10 protein-coding genes and 3 pseudogenes are annotated in these 18,877 nt (G+C 36.5%); 7 read left to right on the plus strand and 6 right to left on the minus strand.

From position 1 onward, the window contains the following. Positions 1 to 86: 86 nt before the first annotated feature. The 5 genes from E5Y90_RS16075 to E5Y90_RS16100 all read right to left on the minus strand — a co-directional run bounded on the left by E5Y90_RS16075 (position 87) and on the right by E5Y90_RS16100 (position 7,709). Positions 87 to 3,542 carry an integrase gene (locus E5Y90_RS16075; protein ID WP_174660661.1) on the minus strand — a complete coding sequence of 1,152 codons (3,456 nt, stop codon included), beginning with the start codon at positions 3,540 to 3,542 and terminating at the stop codon, positions 87 to 89. Further along, entirely contained in the window at positions 3,535 to 5,901 is a 2,367-nt protein-coding gene (locus E5Y90_RS16080) for a hypothetical protein (RefSeq protein ID WP_228723998.1), read from the minus strand. Before E5Y90_RS16080 ends, E5Y90_RS16075 begins: the two co-directional genes overlap by 8 nt. Positions 5,902 to 5,905: 4 nt before the next feature. After that, positions 5,906 to 6,400: a transporter gene (locus tag E5Y90_RS16090; protein WP_174660663.1), complete on the minus strand. Its 495-nt coding sequence runs from the start codon at positions 6,398 to 6,400 to the stop codon at positions 5,906 to 5,908. Between the two features lie 368 nt (positions 6,401 to 6,768). Next, positions 6,769 to 7,068: a hypothetical protein gene (locus E5Y90_RS16095; RefSeq protein WP_004969894.1), complete on the minus strand. Its 300-nt coding sequence runs from the start codon at positions 7,066 to 7,068 to the stop codon at positions 6,769 to 6,771. Between the two features lie 2 nt (positions 7,069 to 7,070). Beyond that, on the minus strand, positions 7,071 to 7,709 hold the full coding sequence (locus E5Y90_RS16100; protein WP_004726798.1) for an AAA family ATPase: 639 nt from the start codon (positions 7,707 to 7,709) through the stop codon (positions 7,071 to 7,073). A 392-nt stretch (positions 7,710 to 8,101) separates the two neighbouring features. Here E5Y90_RS16100 and repM point away from each other — a divergent pair, with 392 nt between their 5' ends. From repM to E5Y90_RS16130, 5 genes and pseudogenes are all read left to right on the plus strand, one after another. Further along, on the plus strand, positions 8,102 to 9,049 hold the full coding sequence (gene repM, locus E5Y90_RS16105; RefSeq protein ID WP_010117601.1) for a replication initiation protein RepM: 948 nt from the start codon (positions 8,102 to 8,104) through the stop codon (positions 9,047 to 9,049). A gap of 150 nt (positions 9,050 to 9,199) precedes the next feature. Next, positions 9,200 to 9,936 (plus strand): IS5 family transposase gene (locus E5Y90_RS16110; RefSeq protein WP_257234971.1). Its coding sequence is split into 2 segments (ribosomal slippage): positions 9,200 to 9,434 and positions 9,434 to 9,936, totalling 738 coding nucleotides; the frame shifts between segments, so codons are not numbered across the junction. Positions 9,937 to 11,635: 1,699 nt separating this feature from the next. After that, positions 11,636 to 11,752, plus strand: a pseudogene (locus E5Y90_RS16115) (IS5/IS1182 family transposase); the annotation flags it as partial. A gap of 77 nt (positions 11,753 to 11,829) precedes the next feature. After that, positions 11,830 to 13,217, plus strand: a pseudogene (locus tag E5Y90_RS16120) (IS3 family transposase). A 69-nt stretch (positions 13,218 to 13,286) separates the two neighbouring features. Continuing rightward, positions 13,287 to 14,681: pseudogene (locus tag E5Y90_RS16130) on the plus strand (CoA-acylating methylmalonate-semialdehyde dehydrogenase); the annotation flags it as partial. 51 nt (positions 14,682 to 14,732) lie between these two features. Here the strand turns inward: E5Y90_RS16130 and E5Y90_RS16135 are convergent. Continuing rightward, positions 14,733 to 15,484, minus strand: a protein-coding gene (locus E5Y90_RS16135) for an IS5 family transposase (RefSeq protein WP_099046172.1) whose coding sequence is annotated in 2 segments (ribosomal slippage) — positions 14,733 to 15,154 and positions 15,154 to 15,484 — 753 coding nt in all. Because the reading frame shifts where the segments join, the coding sequence is not laid out codon by codon here. A 513-nt stretch (positions 15,485 to 15,997) separates the two neighbouring features. On the opposite strand from E5Y90_RS16135, the gene E5Y90_RS16140 reads away from it, so the two are divergent. Together E5Y90_RS16140 and E5Y90_RS16145 are read left to right on the plus strand one after the other, a co-directional pair. Continuing rightward, a complete protein-coding gene (locus tag E5Y90_RS16140; protein ID WP_174660665.1) occupies positions 15,998 to 17,518 on the plus strand; it encodes an aldehyde dehydrogenase family protein in 1,521 nt (506 codons plus the stop codon). Positions 17,519 to 17,574: 56 nt separating this feature from the next. Then, on the plus strand, positions 17,575 to 18,732 hold the full coding sequence (locus tag E5Y90_RS16145; protein WP_174660666.1) for an iron-containing alcohol dehydrogenase: 1,158 nt from the start codon (positions 17,575 to 17,577) through the stop codon (positions 18,730 to 18,732). Positions 18,733 to 18,877: the final 145 nt, after the last annotated feature.

An 18,877-nucleotide genomic window follows, 5' to 3' on the forward strand; every position in this document is an offset into this window, starting at 1 on the left:
AATTACCTAAAGTTATATACCGATGTTTTTTATATATTTTTTTAATATAAAAAAACTGTAGCCCCCTACTTCTTCGGTAAAACATTTTAGACCATTTTCTTTTGACCCAGGGAAGGTACTCCAAGGCATTTCATCTTAAAAAAGATACTTTGTAGTACAATTTTTTGTATCAGATGATGCTTTGAATCTGCTTTTTTATTACTAATTTTATAATATTTTATTTTAACTTCAGTCCCTATTTTTTTATCAAAATCACTTGAACTTGATTTTTCTATATCTAAGTAGGATTCTACGTCCGAATATATTTTGGTAATAAACTCTACAAATGAATCGTACAATTTTAAATCTTTTTGACAGACTGCTTCAAAAACTAAAACTGATCGATCATTTTTCAATGAAATTTTATTTTCCAAAATATAATAAAAATTTTTAATTTCTTTTGGGGTAATTTCTTTGTCAATTATGAATGGCTGGCATATTCCATATAAATACGACCAATTGATCATTCGCTCCCAATTTAAATCCATTTCTTGCAGATCACGCTCCTCACTTCTAGCTATTTCTTTATCTTTATAAATATAAAATTGTCTACTAATTGACTTTATTAAGTTAACAAGCTGGTCTTCAGGATTTATGATCCGGTCATTTGATTTCCATTCCTGATATGATTCTAGAAATCTTTTTGGATATAAAAAACTCATTTGTTTTTTTTCAATTTCATCTTTTTTTAAGAATTGCTTTGGATCATTATGTTTTTCAAAAACCTTTAAAAAAAACTTAGATTTTTGAAGAATGTTAAAAGCTGATTCATCCTCAGATATCTTTAAGGATTTAAATTGAGCATTAATAATTTTGCTATTTTTTAGTAATGCACCAATCAATTCAGGCTGATATTTACGTTTTGCTGTATAAAACATGTCTGCAATTAAAATATTAAGATGATGTATATAGCTACTTGCGGTCACGTTAAAGTCTTCATGCCCCATTAGATGTGCTAAACGTTGCCATACATCTGCGCTATGTAATGATGCATGATCGATATTTTGCAATATATGCTTTTTAAGCCTACCTACAAACCTAGAGTCATAGTCAGTAAAACTACAGATAAGCTGGTGGCTGCCTTTCAATAAAATTGCTAAGTGTGATGCAGCACTATGCCTAAATGCGTGAAATGTATATGAATGATCACTTGTCCCTAATACCAAATTAAACAAGCTCCTAGTGATTTTTGATAATTGTTGATTTTCAAAGGTGAAGAGTAATGTATTCTGTACTTGTAATTCCGCTTCGCTCAAAGAAGCAGCTAAATATTTTTTATAAAAATCACAGAACTCTTTAAATTCATTTGGATTTAAAAAATAGGATAAATCAAACTGACGATTTGCATTTTCGTTTTTAACATTACGGTGAGAGTTGGAATGAATTTTTAAAACCAGATTTTCAATATCTGAATTGGATGATTCATTTGAAGTTGTATCTTTAGGATCTGACTTTGCTTCGTAATATAAACGATTATTTTTAAGATGACTTCGAAGCTGTGCAGAGTCAAAATCATTGAGACGGATGCCTGTCACTTCATCAATACGCAAACCTAGTCTAAATGCGAGTCGATAGACCCATTGCAATGCAACTATGTCATTCCCTGAAATGCCTAAAATGTTTGGATAATTTTCCACAATTTTCATCATTAATTCAAACATCTGCGGACTAATGGTCCGTGTTTTTAAAAATTTCCCGCTGTCTCTCTGATGTTCATACAAGTACGCTACTACTGGTGCATCATGCTTGTTGACCAAATACTGATGAAATGTTTTTAACCTCGCGAAAGAATAGCCAGAGGTGTCGTGCTTTTTATTATCATTTTTCTCAGCGATTGTTTCCTGCTTTTCCTGATCTTTCATTGATTTTTCTAAAATAAGGTACTCATACATTTCTTCAAATTGTTCTTCGATGGCATTATTCAAATTTATTTGATATTCTAAAATGTAAATTAAAAAGTCAGAAACGAAGCTGTGATAATAACGTTTTATCGATGCCACCTGAAGTGATGCTTTACCAGAGCTAGAATTGTAACCTAGCTCATACTTTAACCATTGGCATATCCGTAAATGTGCGATTGCCACCACATAATCAATATATTCCCCCTCTCCAGCTTCATAGGAACGTATATCGCCCTCTGATTTATTAATACTCGCGTTCAAAGCTTCATTAAACTTGGCTAGTGTCAACTCTTTACCATCTTCACTAAATGATAAAAGCAATGATTTTATATCATTACGTTTACCCATCCGTTTATCATTATAAACTTTAACGTTCTGACCACTAGTAGAAACAGAAAGCTCCACAGTGTCATGAGTATTTTCAATTCTTTCTTGAATCGTTTTCCAGGTATCAAGCTGATGATAAATAGCTATATGCTGTTCATATATCAAAGGCGTAGTGATAATTTTGTTATTAAGTACACTTGTACTCAATAGATCTAAATTTGGAATCTCCTGCCAAAGAACATAATCAATATGCTTGAAAGCAGAAAAACGACGTCGCCCAAACTCTTTGATAAATTGATGATCAGGAACAACATCTTTAAAATGTGCTTTTAGCCGCTTATAAAGTAAATCTTCCCGCTTAACTTTTTGATCTTGATCATCGTGTGTTTGCTGCCAAATACTAAGAGGCGATGTAAACTGTAATGCATAACCTTGGTTACCATGAAGATGCTCTCGGATACGCAAATAACAAAGCATTGAGATTGCGTTAAAATATATTTGCTGTGTTTGCCATAATTCCACATCTCCTTGGCTATCATAACGGTAGAAATTGCCATATTTTTGAGATGAGAGAGTGTATGAGAAAACGTAGGCATGATTCTCTGAACCAGAGTAAATTGGCAACAGTCCACTGTCTAGATTCATTTCAAAAATTGCATCATGAATTGCAATAAGCCGTTCAGGATGAATACATCCTTGATCGAAAATTAATGATATACATAGACATTCAAATAATATGTTTACTAGGTTTTGCTGAGCTTCAACTGTAGATTGTAAACTTATATTTTGAGTCTTTTTATTAAGAGAATAGCTCCACTTTTCATAAAATTTTTCTTTAAAATCAGCAAGAATAGCTCCATAACACAACTTGTCCTCTGTTAAAATATTATCGCGGCGCGGTAATGTTGCTATTTTCCAATCTGGTAATTTAATATCGTAAATTTTTGCATGATCTGGATTTTTTTTTTGCCACTCCTGATACTCTTGTTCACAAATAATTTTAAAGTGTTTAAAACACTCCTTGAGGTAAGAGCGGAAATATTTTTTGAGCTGGGAATGCTCACAAACTTTTATTAAAACTTGCTGATAGTTTGTAAATTTATCAGCAATTCGTTGATCAAGAAGTTTAAAATCAATCTCGACACCATTCACCTTTTTCTGAGTATATTTATGATCAATCAGCTCAGAAATTTGATTAAAAATTGCTTTTGTTTCTGTTTCAATCGCATTTTGTAATTGCTCTAGAATCTCTTGATTTAGTTCTTTGTTAATCACGCGATTTTTCCTGGGTAAACAAGTCTAGCTCCAAAATTTCTAATTTTTTCAGTAACGCTTCAACCTGTTGTTGAATTTCTGTTTTGTAATGAAAAGGACTTAAGGATGAAGTATGGCCAAACCCCATGGCAATACCATCATGTGCATAAAGGGTATTATGAATATCACTGCTGAGTTCAAGATGGTTTTTGCTAAAATGCCTTGGCCAGTTTTTATAAATCTGAACTGTTTCTTTCAAGTAATGCGTCACAAAAGCTGCTGACATTGGTGCCAAAGTAAGATTGTCTGCTATTTCTATAAAGTCAACGCTATGCTTTTTGGAAGTCAGTTGAGGATGGATAAGAATACACAGCATGAATTCATTTTTTTTCCACTGCTCCTGCAGATATTTCATGCCTAATGCAGTAATTGTCTTATCTATATACTCTCTGTATGCATCGAAATGCTTTTGCCAATAACCTACTACAGGCACTAAACGACCTTCTTGTCGTGAACCAATTTTTTTGTCATGAATATAGATAAATTTTGATTTTGAATCATAATTTTTGATCAAACCTGGCATACCCATCGTGGGTCGTACCGTGAGGCAAATTAAAGACAGATGCCACATCCAAATGCTATAAGCATTTAATTTCTCAATCCGATTGGCTTCATCATTCGTTAAAGTAGTCTGTACATAAGCATAAAGATTTTTAAAAAATTGAGTTGCTGCTTTGATAGTCCAGCAACGCTGACTACCTATACGTTGTTCTCGGTCAAAGATATAACCCGGCTGCTGCTCTTTTATCCATAGATCACCTTTTTTTCGGTTTATTAAACAATCAATGTATCTTTTAAAATGTCTATTTATCTCTTCAATATTACGCCCTTCATAGGACCAATTAACCACATGATTCGTATCGTGATTTGCCATTAAGTGTGCTACGAGATCATCACCTGTCTGCATATTCAGATGGAAATATATTTGCTTTTCTAAAATTCCACATGAAATCTTGTCCAAATTATACGGTCTGAATAGCTGCCTTAAAAAACGATTGTATTCAGGAACAGATAGTTCTTGAATAGCATTTTTTTTTAATTGAATAATCCAAGCACTAGGAATATGCCATTTATAAGTGGATGCTTTGTTATAGCGCTGTAATTTATCACTCATAATGCCCGAATGATTTACATTCAACTTTGGATCAATCACCCAATAATAAGATACTTCGATTACTTCTGTTTCTTCTGCTACTTTTGTTTTTTTTATTCTTTTTACTTTTGTTTTTTCTAATATTTTTCCTTTTTCAATCAAATTATTAATATCTTTAAAGATAGTAGGACTCAGACCAGTCAGCAGTGACATCATGCCACATAATGCCAAAGAAGATTGATCATAAAAGATTGTACTATTTTCTTTGAACATTTTATCCTGATAACAATCGTGCAATACGTTGTATACCTGATGTAATAAACTGGGTGCTAGATAAAGTGGATTACTTACAAATGGGACTTCACGTCTCTGAATAATTTTTTTGAGCTTTTCATCGGATATCATAGAACTTGCACGCTTACTGATATCATCATGTGTAGGATCAAGAATAGTTGCTGATTTTTCATCTATCTCGACTTCTGTGTCATCATTTTCTATATGAATAGGAGATGACCCTGAGTGGTTTGTTACATCAATCTCCTTTTTTATTCTTTTTATCAAATCCTTGATACTAAGTTTCTTCGATGAATTTAATTCCCTGTTGTTAAGCTCATTACAGACAATACAAAATTGCTCAATGTAACGGTTTAAATCTAATGAGATGGAGTGATTTTGCATCTCTTTACCAGTTAAAAATTCTTTAAAATTGCTGGTGTTAAATTCATCGATTTTTTTAATTTCATTGGTAATTTTGTCACATGGTATTTTTTTTTCCCCACGGTCTTTAAATTGGTTCTGCAGTAACAGTTTTAATGCATAACATAGTTGATTAAATTTCTTATGTACTCTTTCATCATCTACTATTCGCTTAAAATCTATCAGTTTTGTGTTTGTGATAGGCTCTTTATCTTTAGAACTAGAATTCGGTAAACTGATAAGTTCTTTGAGCATTTCACAAATTAATCCAGTCAACAGATAACCATACTGATGCCCTTCTTGTTCAATTTTAGTCCATTGAGTTAAACCAGCCAGAATTTTATGTTCCGTCACAATTCTCTTTTTTTTAATAGTAACCTGGATTTTTTCTGCAGCAGCATACAACTCATTCTTATTTTGAACGTCGAAATCTTTGAAAATAGCTTTTTTTTCACCAAGTGACTGATTTACCCACTTTTCCAATACTTTGATTTCTTCGTGTAGATCTGACAATCCATCAGTATTAGTCATACAGTTACCATAATTTTTCAGGGTAAAAATTGATTTTCAGCTTTCGTTCTAACTTGAGCTTGAAGTTTTTAGGCAAACCAAAATATTTTTTATAAGTTCTTTGAGTCAATTTTTTAACACAACGCTGCGGTTTTGACTCCACTCTCATATGTTCTGATAACTTCAGACTTAAGGCCTCGGACAATTGAGTAAAAAAACAAGTAAATAGCACAGCATGCACCTCTTTATGTTGGTGCTTTTTAACCTCTTCAGTTTCTTCAGGAGCTACATCAATTGTATCGAGTAACCACTTTAAAATTTCAAATTCATCAACGTCTTGATTGTCTTTTGCTGCCTGGTCAAGCATTCTTTTGATTTCATCATCCATCTTATTTTTAAGATCCAATACAAAATCTTGAATAAAGTCTGGTAAATCTAATATCAAAACGTAACTTAACTTGGTGAAAACTTCAGTTAGAACTTCAGGTGTTTTTTTTGTATGCCCAATTTTTTCTATCATGACTCTCTCAATCGATACTGGCTATACAAGCTCAATACAGTTGAAATGGTTAATTTCTAAATTTACTACTTAGGCCCAACAGAATATCTTTAGCCTAAAAATACCGATTATGATGTTATATGTTTATATCCAGCTAACACAGAACAGCTCAATGAGTTAACGTGATATATCACGTAATAACTTTACCATTTGATTTTCCAATATCAAAGTATCGCGATGTCTATATAAGGTTTATCAACAAATCAAAATATTTAAATTATTTGCCAGTAAAGTTATGAAGTTATGAAGTTATGAAGTTATGAAGTTATGAAGTTATGAAGTTAGGTTATTTAATCTTATAGATTGAATAACCTCTTCCATTCTCTATTTTATTTAAAACTTTTATCAACGAGCTGCTTAAAATCTTCTAAATTCTGCTCTGCCAGTGACTCTAAAGCTATTCTTACAATACTAGATCTGTTAACACGAGCGTTATTACTTTTGATAATTAACTCATCAATTAATTCACTTAATTCTTGGTTCAAAGAAAAGGTACAACGAACGAATTTCTTTTGTGAAACTTCTAGATCCTTAACTCTTTTATCAGCTCCAGATATGAAATTTTCAACCAGTTTATCCTGATCTGAAAGCTCGTCAGTTTTCTTTTTTAAACCGCTAAGACCTGCCATAGTTATACTCCTAAAAACTCTTGAGCTATCCCTTCAATTTCTGCTTTTGCCTTAGGATCACTTGTTACTTCAAAAACAGATAAGCCATTTTCATCTGCATCATCATAAACATTTCGATTTGTCGTGATGTGGTCTAATGCTTTTATTCCGAACGATACACAGGCTTCTTTAGCATCTAAAATTCGCTGTACTTGTGACGGTAATGTTGGGCATTGTGTAATGATTGCTCTTGCATTCAAATCTGGATTCACTGCTCGTGCCAGTTTTAATACTTGTTCCATATGATCCAAAGTCTTTAGATCTCTACGTTTAGGCCTAAAAGGCAAGAGCATATGTGTTGCTATAGTCATAGCAGAACGTAATGCTTCCGAATCTTGTCCACCAGCATCAATGATAATATCTTCATATCTTTTTGATAAATCTTTTAAAACTTGACGAATATTGCCTGAAGCTTGTACAGATGGAATATTTTTTAAATCCTCATTCTCATCACGTTCTTTAATCCAGTCAGTTGTTGTGCCTTGAGGATCTGCATCTAGAAGCAGAATATCTCTATTCTTTTCTTGTAAATAAACTGCTAAGTTTTGGGCAAGGCAGCTTTTACCAGCTCCGCCTTTTTCACCACCTACTAAAATAATCATAAGTTATGTAAGTTACGTAATTTTGTTGAAAATAATGTACAAGTTTCAATCTCATGAATCAACTATTGTGAAAAATAAAGTTAAAAAAAAGTTATCCACAAGTAATGTTCTTTTTTAATTTTATATATATTTTATAAATTTATATTTATAGAACCTCTGAATGCCTTATGAAGTCTAGTTTTCAGAGGTTTTATATGGACGTTTTCCTGACAATAAGTGGACACTTTCCTTTATTTAAATGGACGTTTTCCTGACAATAAGTGGACGTTTTCCTTTATTTAAATGGACGTTTTCCTTTATTTAATGGACGTTTTCCTGGCATAAATAGATCTTCCATTAATGGACATTAAGTGTTAATGTCTATTAATGGAATTTATTTCTTTAATCACAATATGGCAAATCTAATTTATAAAGACAATAACTTGATTGAAGCATCTTATGCATTGACTCTGTCTGAACAACGCTTAATTTTAGTTGCAATTATTGCAGCTAGGGAAATTGAAAAAGAGCTTACATCGGATACATTGCTAACAATACATGCGTCTGAATACATGAAGCACTTTAATTTGGGTCGTCAAGCGGCCTATGAGGCTCTTCAGGGAGCGTGTGATAACTTATTTGAACGTAGACTCACCTATAAGGCCATAGATCCTGTTACAGGTAAGCCAGCGGTCTACAAAAGCCGTTGGGTATCAAAAGTTGGCTATGTTAAAGAAGCTGCATGTGCTCAACTAATTTTTGCTCCTGATATTTTACAGCTTTTTGTAAAACTTGAAGAAAAGTTTACTCGTTATGAATTAAAGCAAATTTCTCAATTATCTAGTGTATACGCTATACGGCTGTATGAACTTTTGATTAGATGGCGTAGCAAAGGCAAGCTATATATTAGTATGGTTGAATTGCGTGATAAGTTAGGTCTACTTGAAAATGAATATAAAACCATGGGAGATTTCAAAAAGCGTGTATTGACGGTTGCCATAGATCAAATTAATAAACTTACTGATATCGACGTAAGTTATGAGCAGAAAAAAGAAGGGAGAACAATTACACATATCGAATTTTCTTTTAATCAAAAAGCTTCCTTAATTGTTAGTGATAAGGTACTGGAACCTGCATATCAGCTGACACCAAAACAATCTATATTTTTCGCTCAAAAATTGTGTGACCTTATCAAATATCCCGAATTCGGGGGGAAATATGCCAATGTAGGCGAAGAGATCGAAGCGTTTAAAGAAAGGATTTCACTTGAACTCCTCGACCCTGAAAAGGTAAAAAAGTATTATTCTGATTTGTTAAAAGTGGGCTATAAAGAAAAATATAAATCAGAAAAGTTATCATAACCTGAATAATAGAAATTTTTATTTTGAACACTACAAACCTATAGGAAAAATTTAGTCTGCCCTGGTAACCCTAGGGCGTGTCCTCATTTGAAGAATTGGTTTTAAATACTTAAAATCCTCCTTTGAGTTATTTTTATTTCTATATTTTCAATGGCACGTACTCTTCTTACCGATGATATCTGGCAGCAAATTCAAGATACTATGCGATTACATGGTTGCTACCGTTCAAAGAATAGTAGAAATATCATGGAAGCGATCTTATGGAAACTGCGTACAGGCGCCACATGGCGTGATATTCCTCAAGAATTTTGTCCTTGGCAAACTGCTTATAATCGTTTTAATCGTTGGGCAAGCAAGGGATTGTGGAATAAATTTTTTTTAGATTACGAGGCGTCTTGGATCAAGAATGGGTATTCATTGACGGAAGCTACATACGCGTGCATCAACATGCAAGTGGAGCTCGGAATGGTTTCGAAAGAGCAATTGGACAATCACGTGGTGGACGAACAACAAAAATACATCTTGCAACCGACGCGAATGGATTACCGATTGATTTTAAAATCACTGGGGGTGGCGTCCACGACAGTCAAGTTGCAAAACAACTGATTGATACTGTAGGCGAGGCAACTTATCTCATTGCTGATAAGGGGTATGATGCTGAGCACATTAGAATATATGCCCAGAACAAGGATATGATTCCCATTATTCCATTGAGATCGAATAAGGTGTTTGATAAATATCTATATAAATTAAGACATTTAGTTGAAAATGTGTTTGCTAGATTGAAGCATTTCCGAGCGATTGCAACCCGATTTGATAAGCTTGCACGAAATTACCAGTCTATGATTTACATTGCTTGCATGTTTATTTGGTGTAAAGCCAAATGAGGACACGCCCTAGTTTTATAAACTGAAAATTATATGTTCCACTAGTACGAAGAACTGATCTGGATTAATTTGCCAGAAAGATGAAATTATAAAGTTACATAACTTATGCAACTTACACAACTTACGATCTTATGTAATCCTGAGTAGAGTGATGCGATCGAAACCTCTCCCGGTAATGCTTGTCAGGGATTTGTCCATATATGGAAGCGCAGCACTGAAAATTACAGGTTCCACTAGTACGAAGAACTGATCTGGATTAATTAGCCAGGAAGATGAAATTATAAAGTTACATAAGTTATGTAACTTACACAACTTACAATCTTATGTAATCCTGAGGAGAGTGATGCGATGGAAACCTCTCCCGGTAATGCTTGTCAGGGATTTGTCCATATATGGAATGCAGCACTGAAAATTACAGGTTCCACTAGTACGAAGAACTGATCTGGATTAATTAGCCAGGAAGATGAAATTATAAAGTTACATAAGTTATGTAACTTACACAACTTACAATCTTATGTAATCCTGAGGAGAGTGATGCGATGGAAACCTCTCCCGGTAATGCTTGTCAGGGATTTGTCCATATATGGAATGCAGCACTGAAAATTACAGGTTCCACTAGTACGAAGAACTGATCTGGATTAATTAGCCAGGAAGATGAAATTATAAAGTTACATAAGTTATGTAACTTACACAACTTACAATCTTATGTAATCCTGAGGAGAGTGATGCGATGGAAACCTCTCCCGGTAATGCTTGTCAGGGATTTGTCCATATATGGAATGCAGCACTGAAAATTACAGGTTCCACTAGTACGAAGAACTGATCTGGATTAATTAGCCAGGAAGATGAAATTATAAAGTTACATAAGTTATGTAACTTACACAACTTACAATCTTATGTAATCCTGAGGAGAGTGATGCGATCGAAACCTCTCCCGGTAATGCTTGTCAGGGATTTGTCCATATATGGAAGTGCAGCACTGAAAATTACAGGTTCCACTAGTACGAAGAACTGATCTGGATTAATTAGCCAGGAAGATGAAATTATAAAGTTACATAAGTTATGTAACTTACACAACTTACAATCTTATGTAATCCTGAGGAGAGTGATGCGATGGAAACCTCCCGGTAATGCTTGTCAGGGATTTGTCCATATATGGAAGTGCAGCACTAAAATTACAGGTTCCACTAGTACGAAGAACTGATCTGGATTAATTAGCCAGGAAGATGAAATTATAAAGTTACATAAGTTATGTAACTTACACAACTTACAATCTTATGTAATCCTGAGGAGAGTGATGCGATGGAAACCTCCCGGTAATGCTTGTCAGGGATTTGTCCATATATGGAAGTGCAGCACTAAAATTACAGGTTCCACTAGTACGAAGAACTGATCTGGATTAATTAGCCAGGAAGATGAAATTATAAAGTTACATAACTTACGCAATCCTGAGGAGAGTGATGCGATGGAAACCTCTCCCGGTAATGCTTGTCAGGGATTTGTCCATATATGGAAGCGCAGCACTGAAAATTACAGGTTCCACTAGTACGAAGAACTGCTCTGGATTGATTTGCCAGGAAGATGAAATTATAAAGTTACATAACTTATGAACTTATGAACTTATGACTAGGTCTTAATTGAGAAGGGCTGTGTTGCACAAACCTAGCATCAAAAGCTTATTCAGCAATATAATTTCAAAATGAATAAGCCTGCCTCTAAAATCTACCGTACAACCAATTGGTCATCCTATAACCGAGCCTTAATTAACCGAGGTAATATTTCCATTTGGTTTGATCCAAAGACTCTGATGTGGTTCTAGGATTTTAGACCACGCCTATAAGTGATAATCTACTCCCCAATAAGCATGGGAAATACTTGTTTTTGGAGTCAACCATGACACGAAGAAAACGTCGTAATCATTCAGCAGAGTTTAAAGTTAAAGTTGCTCTCGCAGCAATTAAAGGCGACCACACACTCGCTGAACTTTCTACTCAATTCGATTTACATCAAAACCAAATCATCGATTGGAAAAATCAACTGCTTGAGCAATCAGTCAATATTTTTTCACGACCAACAGCACAACAAGAACCAGAGATTGACCTCAAAGCTCTACATGCCAAGATAGGACATCAGGCATTGCAAATTGATTTTTTAGAAGGTGCGCTCAGAAAAATAGGGCAGCTGAGCGGCAAAAAATGATCGATAAGACCCATCAACTTTCGGTACGACAACAATCGCAATTGATTCAAATCAATCGCAGTACGTTGTATTACAAGCCCAAAGAGATTTCATCAACTGATTTGAGTTGGATGCGTCTAATCGATGAAATTCATCTCGACTACCCATTTATGGGCAGTCGAATGATACGAGATATGCTACAGCGTCAAGGACATCAAATAGGTCGGCGTAAAGTCCGACGTTTAATGCGCTTGATGGGAATACATGCCTTGTATCCAAAACCCAATACCAGTAAGCCTAATCTTGCACACCGTATTTTCCCATATCTGTTGAAAAACATGGTCATCGATCACTCTAATCAAGTCTGGTGTACAGATATCACGTACATTCCTATGGCTAAAGGCTTTGTCTATCTGTGTGCAATTATAGATTGGCATAGTCGTAAAGTACTGGCTCATCGAGTATCGATCAGTATGGAAACAGACTTTTGCATAGATGCGTTGCAAGAAGCAATTGTGAAATATGGTTGTCCAGAGGTGTTTAATACAGACCAAGGCAGTCAATTCACAAGCGAGGCATTTTTGAATGAGTTAAAATTGCGAAATATCCGTATCAGTATGGATGGGAAAGGACGATGGATGGATAATGTAATGATTGAGCGTTTATGGCGCAGCGTGAAGCATGAGGAAGTCTATTTGAAGGCTTACGATACGGTTAAACAAGCGAAACAATCAATTGCTGAATATTTGGATTTTTATAACATGATACGTCCTCATTCAAGTTTGAATAAGGCAACACCGGATGACCAAGGCAGTCAGTTTACCAGTGATGCATTTATTGATGTATTGAAATCAAATGGCATTCAAATCAGTATGGATGGTAAAGGTCGATGGGTTGATAATGTGATGGTTGAACGATTATGGCGGAGCGTTAAATATGAAGAGGTGTATCTCAAAGCCTACAGCAATGTTTTGGATGCGAAGAAGCAATTAAACGCATATTTTGAATTTTATAATTTGAAACGACCTCATTCGAGTCTGGACAAAATGACTCCAGATGAGTTTTACTATGACCAGCTACCACAACAAAATAAGGTAGCTTAACTAGAGCAGAGTATCACTTATAAATAAGCTTTTAGTTGTTCAAACATGTGGGACCACCTCTTAAGTAAACAGGTTGCTTTAGGTAGTTCTAAAACTATTGATGAAGCGGTTATCGCTGCAAAAGCGGCCTTTCCAGCATGGCGTAAAACGCCACCGATGAAACGCGCTAGAGTCATGTTCAAATTCAAAGAGCTATTAGAAAAAAATGCTGATGAAATTTGCAGGCTAATTGGCGAAGAGCATGGAAAAATTTCGCATGATGCCGTCGGTGAATTACAACGCGGTATCGAAAACGTTGAATATGCTTGTGGTGCACCAGAGTTATTAAAAGGCGAATATAGTCGTAATGCGGGTCCAGATATTGATTCTTGGAGTGAGTTTCATCCACTAGGAGTAGTGGCTGGCATCACCCCATTTAATTTTCCTGTTATGGTTCCTCTTTGGATGTTTCCTATGGCTATCGTCTGTGGAAACACCTTTATTCTAAAGCCATCTGAACGTGATCCAAGTGCATCGCTGTTTATCGCAAAACTTTTAAAAGAGGCGGGTTTACCTGATGGTGTTCTTAACGTCGTTAACGGAGGTAAAGAGGCGGTTGATGCTCTATTACATCATTCAGATATTGAAGCTATAAGTTTTGTAGGATCTACTCCAATTGCTGAGTATATCTACACTACAGCAACAGCCCAAGGTAAAAGATGTCAAGCTCTAGGCGGGGCAAAAAATCATGCAATCGTCATGCCTGATGCGGACCTAGATAATGTGGTCACTTCTCTATTAGGGGCTGCATTTGGCTCGTCAGGCGAACGTTGTATGGCTTTATCTGTTGCGGTAGCAGTAGGTGATGATATTGCTGATAAAATGGTTGAAGCATTGCAGCCGGCAATACAGCAACTAAAACTAGGTGCTTATTCGGACAAAGAAAATGATTTTGGCCCTGTCATTACTCAGGCTCATAAAACTAAAATTTTGGAGCATATCAAAAGTGCTGCAAACCAAGGAGCAAAAGTAATCATTGATGGTTCTAATGCGGCACCAGCAGGTCATGAGAAAGGGTTTTTCGTTGGTCCTACTCTGATAGACAATGTGACAAAAGAGATGGACAGTTATGATGCAGAAATTTTTGGTCCAGTGCTTCAAATTATGCGTGTTCAGACAATGGAAGAAGCGATAGAGCTTATAAATGAACATGAGTATGGTAATGGAACGTGTATTTATACCCGAGATGGAGAAGCGGCTCGCTATTTCGTTGATAATATCCAAGTCGGCATGGTTGGGGTAAATATCCCATTACCAGTGCCAGTAGCATCACAGAGCTTTGGAGGTTGGAAGCGCTCATTGTTCGGAGATCTATTTATGTATGGTCCAGACGGTGTAAGATTTTTTACTCGCCGAAAAACTGTTACTCAGCGTTGGCCTAGTGCAGCAATACGAGAAGAGAAGCAGTTTTCTATGCCAACATAAAGCTCGTCTATATTAATCTCAGTTCGAAAGTCCACTAGGGTCTGTTGAGAATTAACGTGAGTTAATGACGCTAGCACAAAGATAAATCATTGCGGAAAAACTTGAATCTGTTTTGTCACTACGCATGGCAATACGTTTGAATTCTTTCAATTTACAAAAATAATTTTCGATGAGATGTCGCCATTTATACATGCATTGATCAAATATACGCTGAATCTTACGATTAGATTTTGGTGGAATCACTGCCTTTGCACCTCGATCATTAAGTTCTTTTAGCAACCAATCCGCATCAAATGCCTTATCTGCCAATAATGTTTGAAAATCCATATCTTCAATTAATGGCTTAACTTCAGCTAGGTCATGATATTGCCCAGGCATCAGGCGAAATTTAACTAAGTTCCCAAAACTGTCAGTCAAAGCTAGAATTTTTGTGGTCATTCCACCTCTGGATTTTCCAATTGCCTGTGAATAGGTCCCCCTTTTGCACCTTGACCATGACGATGTACTTTTACAATAGTTCCGTCAATCATGGCATATTCCATATCAGTATCATCATTGACTGCTGCAAAAATATTTTCAAATACACTCGCTTTTACCCAATCTCGATAGCGTTTAAAAATGGTATTCCATTTACCAAATTCAGGTGGTAAATCTCTCCATGGGCTACCTGTGCGTGCAATCCACAATACGGCTTCAAGAAATAATCTATTATTTGTACCACTACGCCCACGGTCTGTAACTTTGCCTAGGCAGTGAGGCTCCATTTTTGCCCATTGGGCATCAGTCAGTATGTATCTATCCATTGAATAATTATAGATTTTTAATTATTGTTTGGCTAATTCTCAACAGACCCTAATACAAGTTTAAATAGAAACAGGACCTCTTACATGGGCGAAATATAAAGTACAAGCGCTTAAGCCTCTAGATAATATTCTAATCAACCACCGCTCTTTAATTGAGACGGTGGTTTTCAAGTTGAAAAATATGCAAGACTAAAATCTTTACAGATTGTGCTGTTACAGTACCCACTGCTAATCTGATATCAGGCTTGATTGCTTATTACTAGTATTCTTTTAAATATACTCTTAAAAACATACCTGCATAAACATATCTGAAGAATTCTCATTTAATAATTTGCTTATGGTGCCATTACACTAATAAGAATTGACAAATCAAAATTACTACGTTAAAAGTATACATAACGATAATCATCTTATCGTTATGTATACTTTTTTATCTACGTCCTTTAATAAGCAATGTAGAAAATATTGCTGTAAACAGTATGGATACTGGGACAAAAACAAGAGGGAACGAGCATGATTTATGCAGCACCAGGACACGCAAATAGCTTACTTAGTATTAAGCCACGCTACGGCAACTACATCGGTGGCAAATTCGTCGAACCTATAGGAGGCGAATATTTCATTAACAATACTCCAATAAACAATGAACCCTGTGGTGAATTTCCACGTTCTCAACAAGCTGATGTGGACTTGGCCCTTGATGCGGCCCATGCCGCAGCAGAAGCATGGGGTAAAACCTCCGTCCAAGACCGTTCATTGGTCTTATTAAAAATAGCTGATCGAATCGAAGCCAATCTTGAATATCTAGCTGTAACTGAAACTTGGGACAATGGTAAACCGATTCGTGAAACTCTCAACGTTGACGTACCACTTTCAGCAGACCACTTCCGCTATTTTGCTGGCTGTATTCGCGCTCAAGAAGGTGGTGCATCTGAAATCAACGAAACTATGGCAGCTTACCACTTTCATGAACCACTCGGCGTGGTAGCACAGATTATTCCATGGAACTTTCCACTCTTGATGGCCGCATGGAAATTGGCACCTGCACTTGCAGCTGGTAATGCCATCGTACTTAAACCTGCCGAGCAAACTCCACTGTCGATGACCGTACTGTTGGAGTTGATTGGCGACCTCCTACCAGCGGGTGTACTCAACGTGGTACATGGTTTCGGTAACGAAGCTGGTGAAGCACTTGCTTCAAGTCGTCGCATTGCTAAAGTCGCCTTTACCGGCTCAACCCCAACTGGCATGCATATCATGAAACATGCTGCAGCCAATTTGATTCCAAGTACTATGGAGCTTGGCGGTAAATCGCCCAATATTTTCTTTGCCGATATTATGCAAGCCAATCCAAAATTCATCGATAAAGCTGTCGAAGGTTTGGTGATGGGCTTCTTTAACCAAGGTGAAGTCTGTACTTGCCCCTCGCGTGCATTGATACATGAATCTATTTACGAGCCTTTTATGGCCAAGGTCTTAGAAAAAGTCCGCAATATCCGTCAAGGTAATCCTCTGGATACAGAAACCATGTTAGGTGCGCAGGCCTCAGCACAACAGTTTAAGAAAGTATTGGACTACATCGAAATTGGTAAAAATGAAGGTGCAGAAGTCTTAATCGGTGGTGAAAGCCAAGTGCCATCAGACACACTAAAAGAAGGCTACTATTTACAACCCACCCTGCTCAAGGGTCATAACAAAATGCGCATCTTCCAAGAAGAAATCTTCGGCCCTGTTGTCGCAGTCACTACCTTTAAAGATGAAGATGAAGCCATTGCTATCGCTAATGATACTGAATATGGTCTTGCGGCAGGGGTATGGACCCGAGATATCAGTTTGGCCTATCGCATGGGTCGCGCTATAAAGGCTGGTAGAGTCTGGACAAACTGCTATGGTCTACATCCTGCGCATGCGGCCTTTGGTGGCTACAAAAATTCAGGTATCGGTCGTGAAACCCACAAGATGATGCTGGACCATTATCAACAAACCAAAAATCTCTTAGTCAGTTATGACGACAATTCAATGGGATTCTTCTAAGGTCTCCATATAGTCACCACCCCAATCTGATCCATATTTAAAAAGGATATTTACTTATGCGTTATTATGATTATTTAGTACCTAACGTCAATTTCTTTGGTCCAGGCTGTTTAGAAGTCGTAGGACAACGTTGCCAAATATTAGGTGGAAAACACGCTTTAATCGTCACCGACCAGTTTTTAGCCACGCTCAAAGATGGTGCTGTTGAAAAGACTATTGCCTATCTTGATGAAGTCGGTATTAGAAGCAGCGTGTTTTCTGAAGTTCATGCCAACCCAAAAGATACCGATGTAACAGCTGGACTAACATGCTACCAAGACAATCAATGCGATATAATCGTTACCGTAGGTGGGGGTTCACCACATGATTGTGGTAAGGCAATCGGTATCATGGCAACACATCCAGGCAAGATTGGCGACTATGCGGGCATTGATACACTGAGCCATCCACTTCCACCGATCGTTTCAGTAAACACCACGGCGGGTACTGCCAGTGAGGTCACACGCCACTGCGTGATTACCGACACCGAAACTCATTTAAAGTATGTCATCGTCAGTTGGCGTAACCTGCCTATGGTCTCAATCAACGATCCATTGTTGATGATTGGCAAACCACGCGCCTTAACGGCTGCAACTGGTATGGATGCCCTAACTCATGCTATTGAAGCCTATGTTTCAGTAGATGCCAATCCAGTTACCGATGCAGCTGCCATTCAAGCTATCAAACTGATTGCTAACAACCTACGCACTGCAGTCGCCAATGGTAGTGATCTTAAAGCCCGCGAAAATATGGCTTATGCTTCGCTATTGGCGGGTATGGCCTTTAATAATGGTAACTTAGGTTATGTGCATGCTATGGCACATCAACTCGGTGGTTTATATGACATGCCACATGGTGTTGCCAATGCGATATTACTACCGCATGTATGCCGTTATAATTTAATCGCCAATGTACAAAAATTTGCTGATATCGCAGAATTTCTCGGAGAAAATACAGTAGGTTGTTCAGCGATAGAAGCGGCTGAAAAAGCCATTAATGCCTTGTTTAGACTTTCTGCCGATGTCGCCATCCCTGGCCATCTCAGCGAATTAGGAGTCAAAGAGCAAGACTTTGAACTCATGGCAGATAATGCATTAAAAGATGGTAATGCCTTTAGTAATCCACGCAAGGGAACAAAAGAAGATATCGTATTAATTTTTAAAGATGCATATTGATGATGTAGCAATAAATACTGTTGATATTTACTATTGGCAGTTTAAAGAATAACGAGAAAATAGATGAAGCTATCCTAGGTAATAAAAATTATTGAGGATAGCAATTCCTAATCTAATGCGGTTATCAAAATTAATCAAGAGAACA

Source organism: Acinetobacter sp. 10FS3-1 (assembly GCF_013343215.1).
GTDB classification, from domain to species: domain Bacteria; phylum Pseudomonadota; class Gammaproteobacteria; order Pseudomonadales; family Moraxellaceae; genus Acinetobacter; species Acinetobacter lwoffii_C.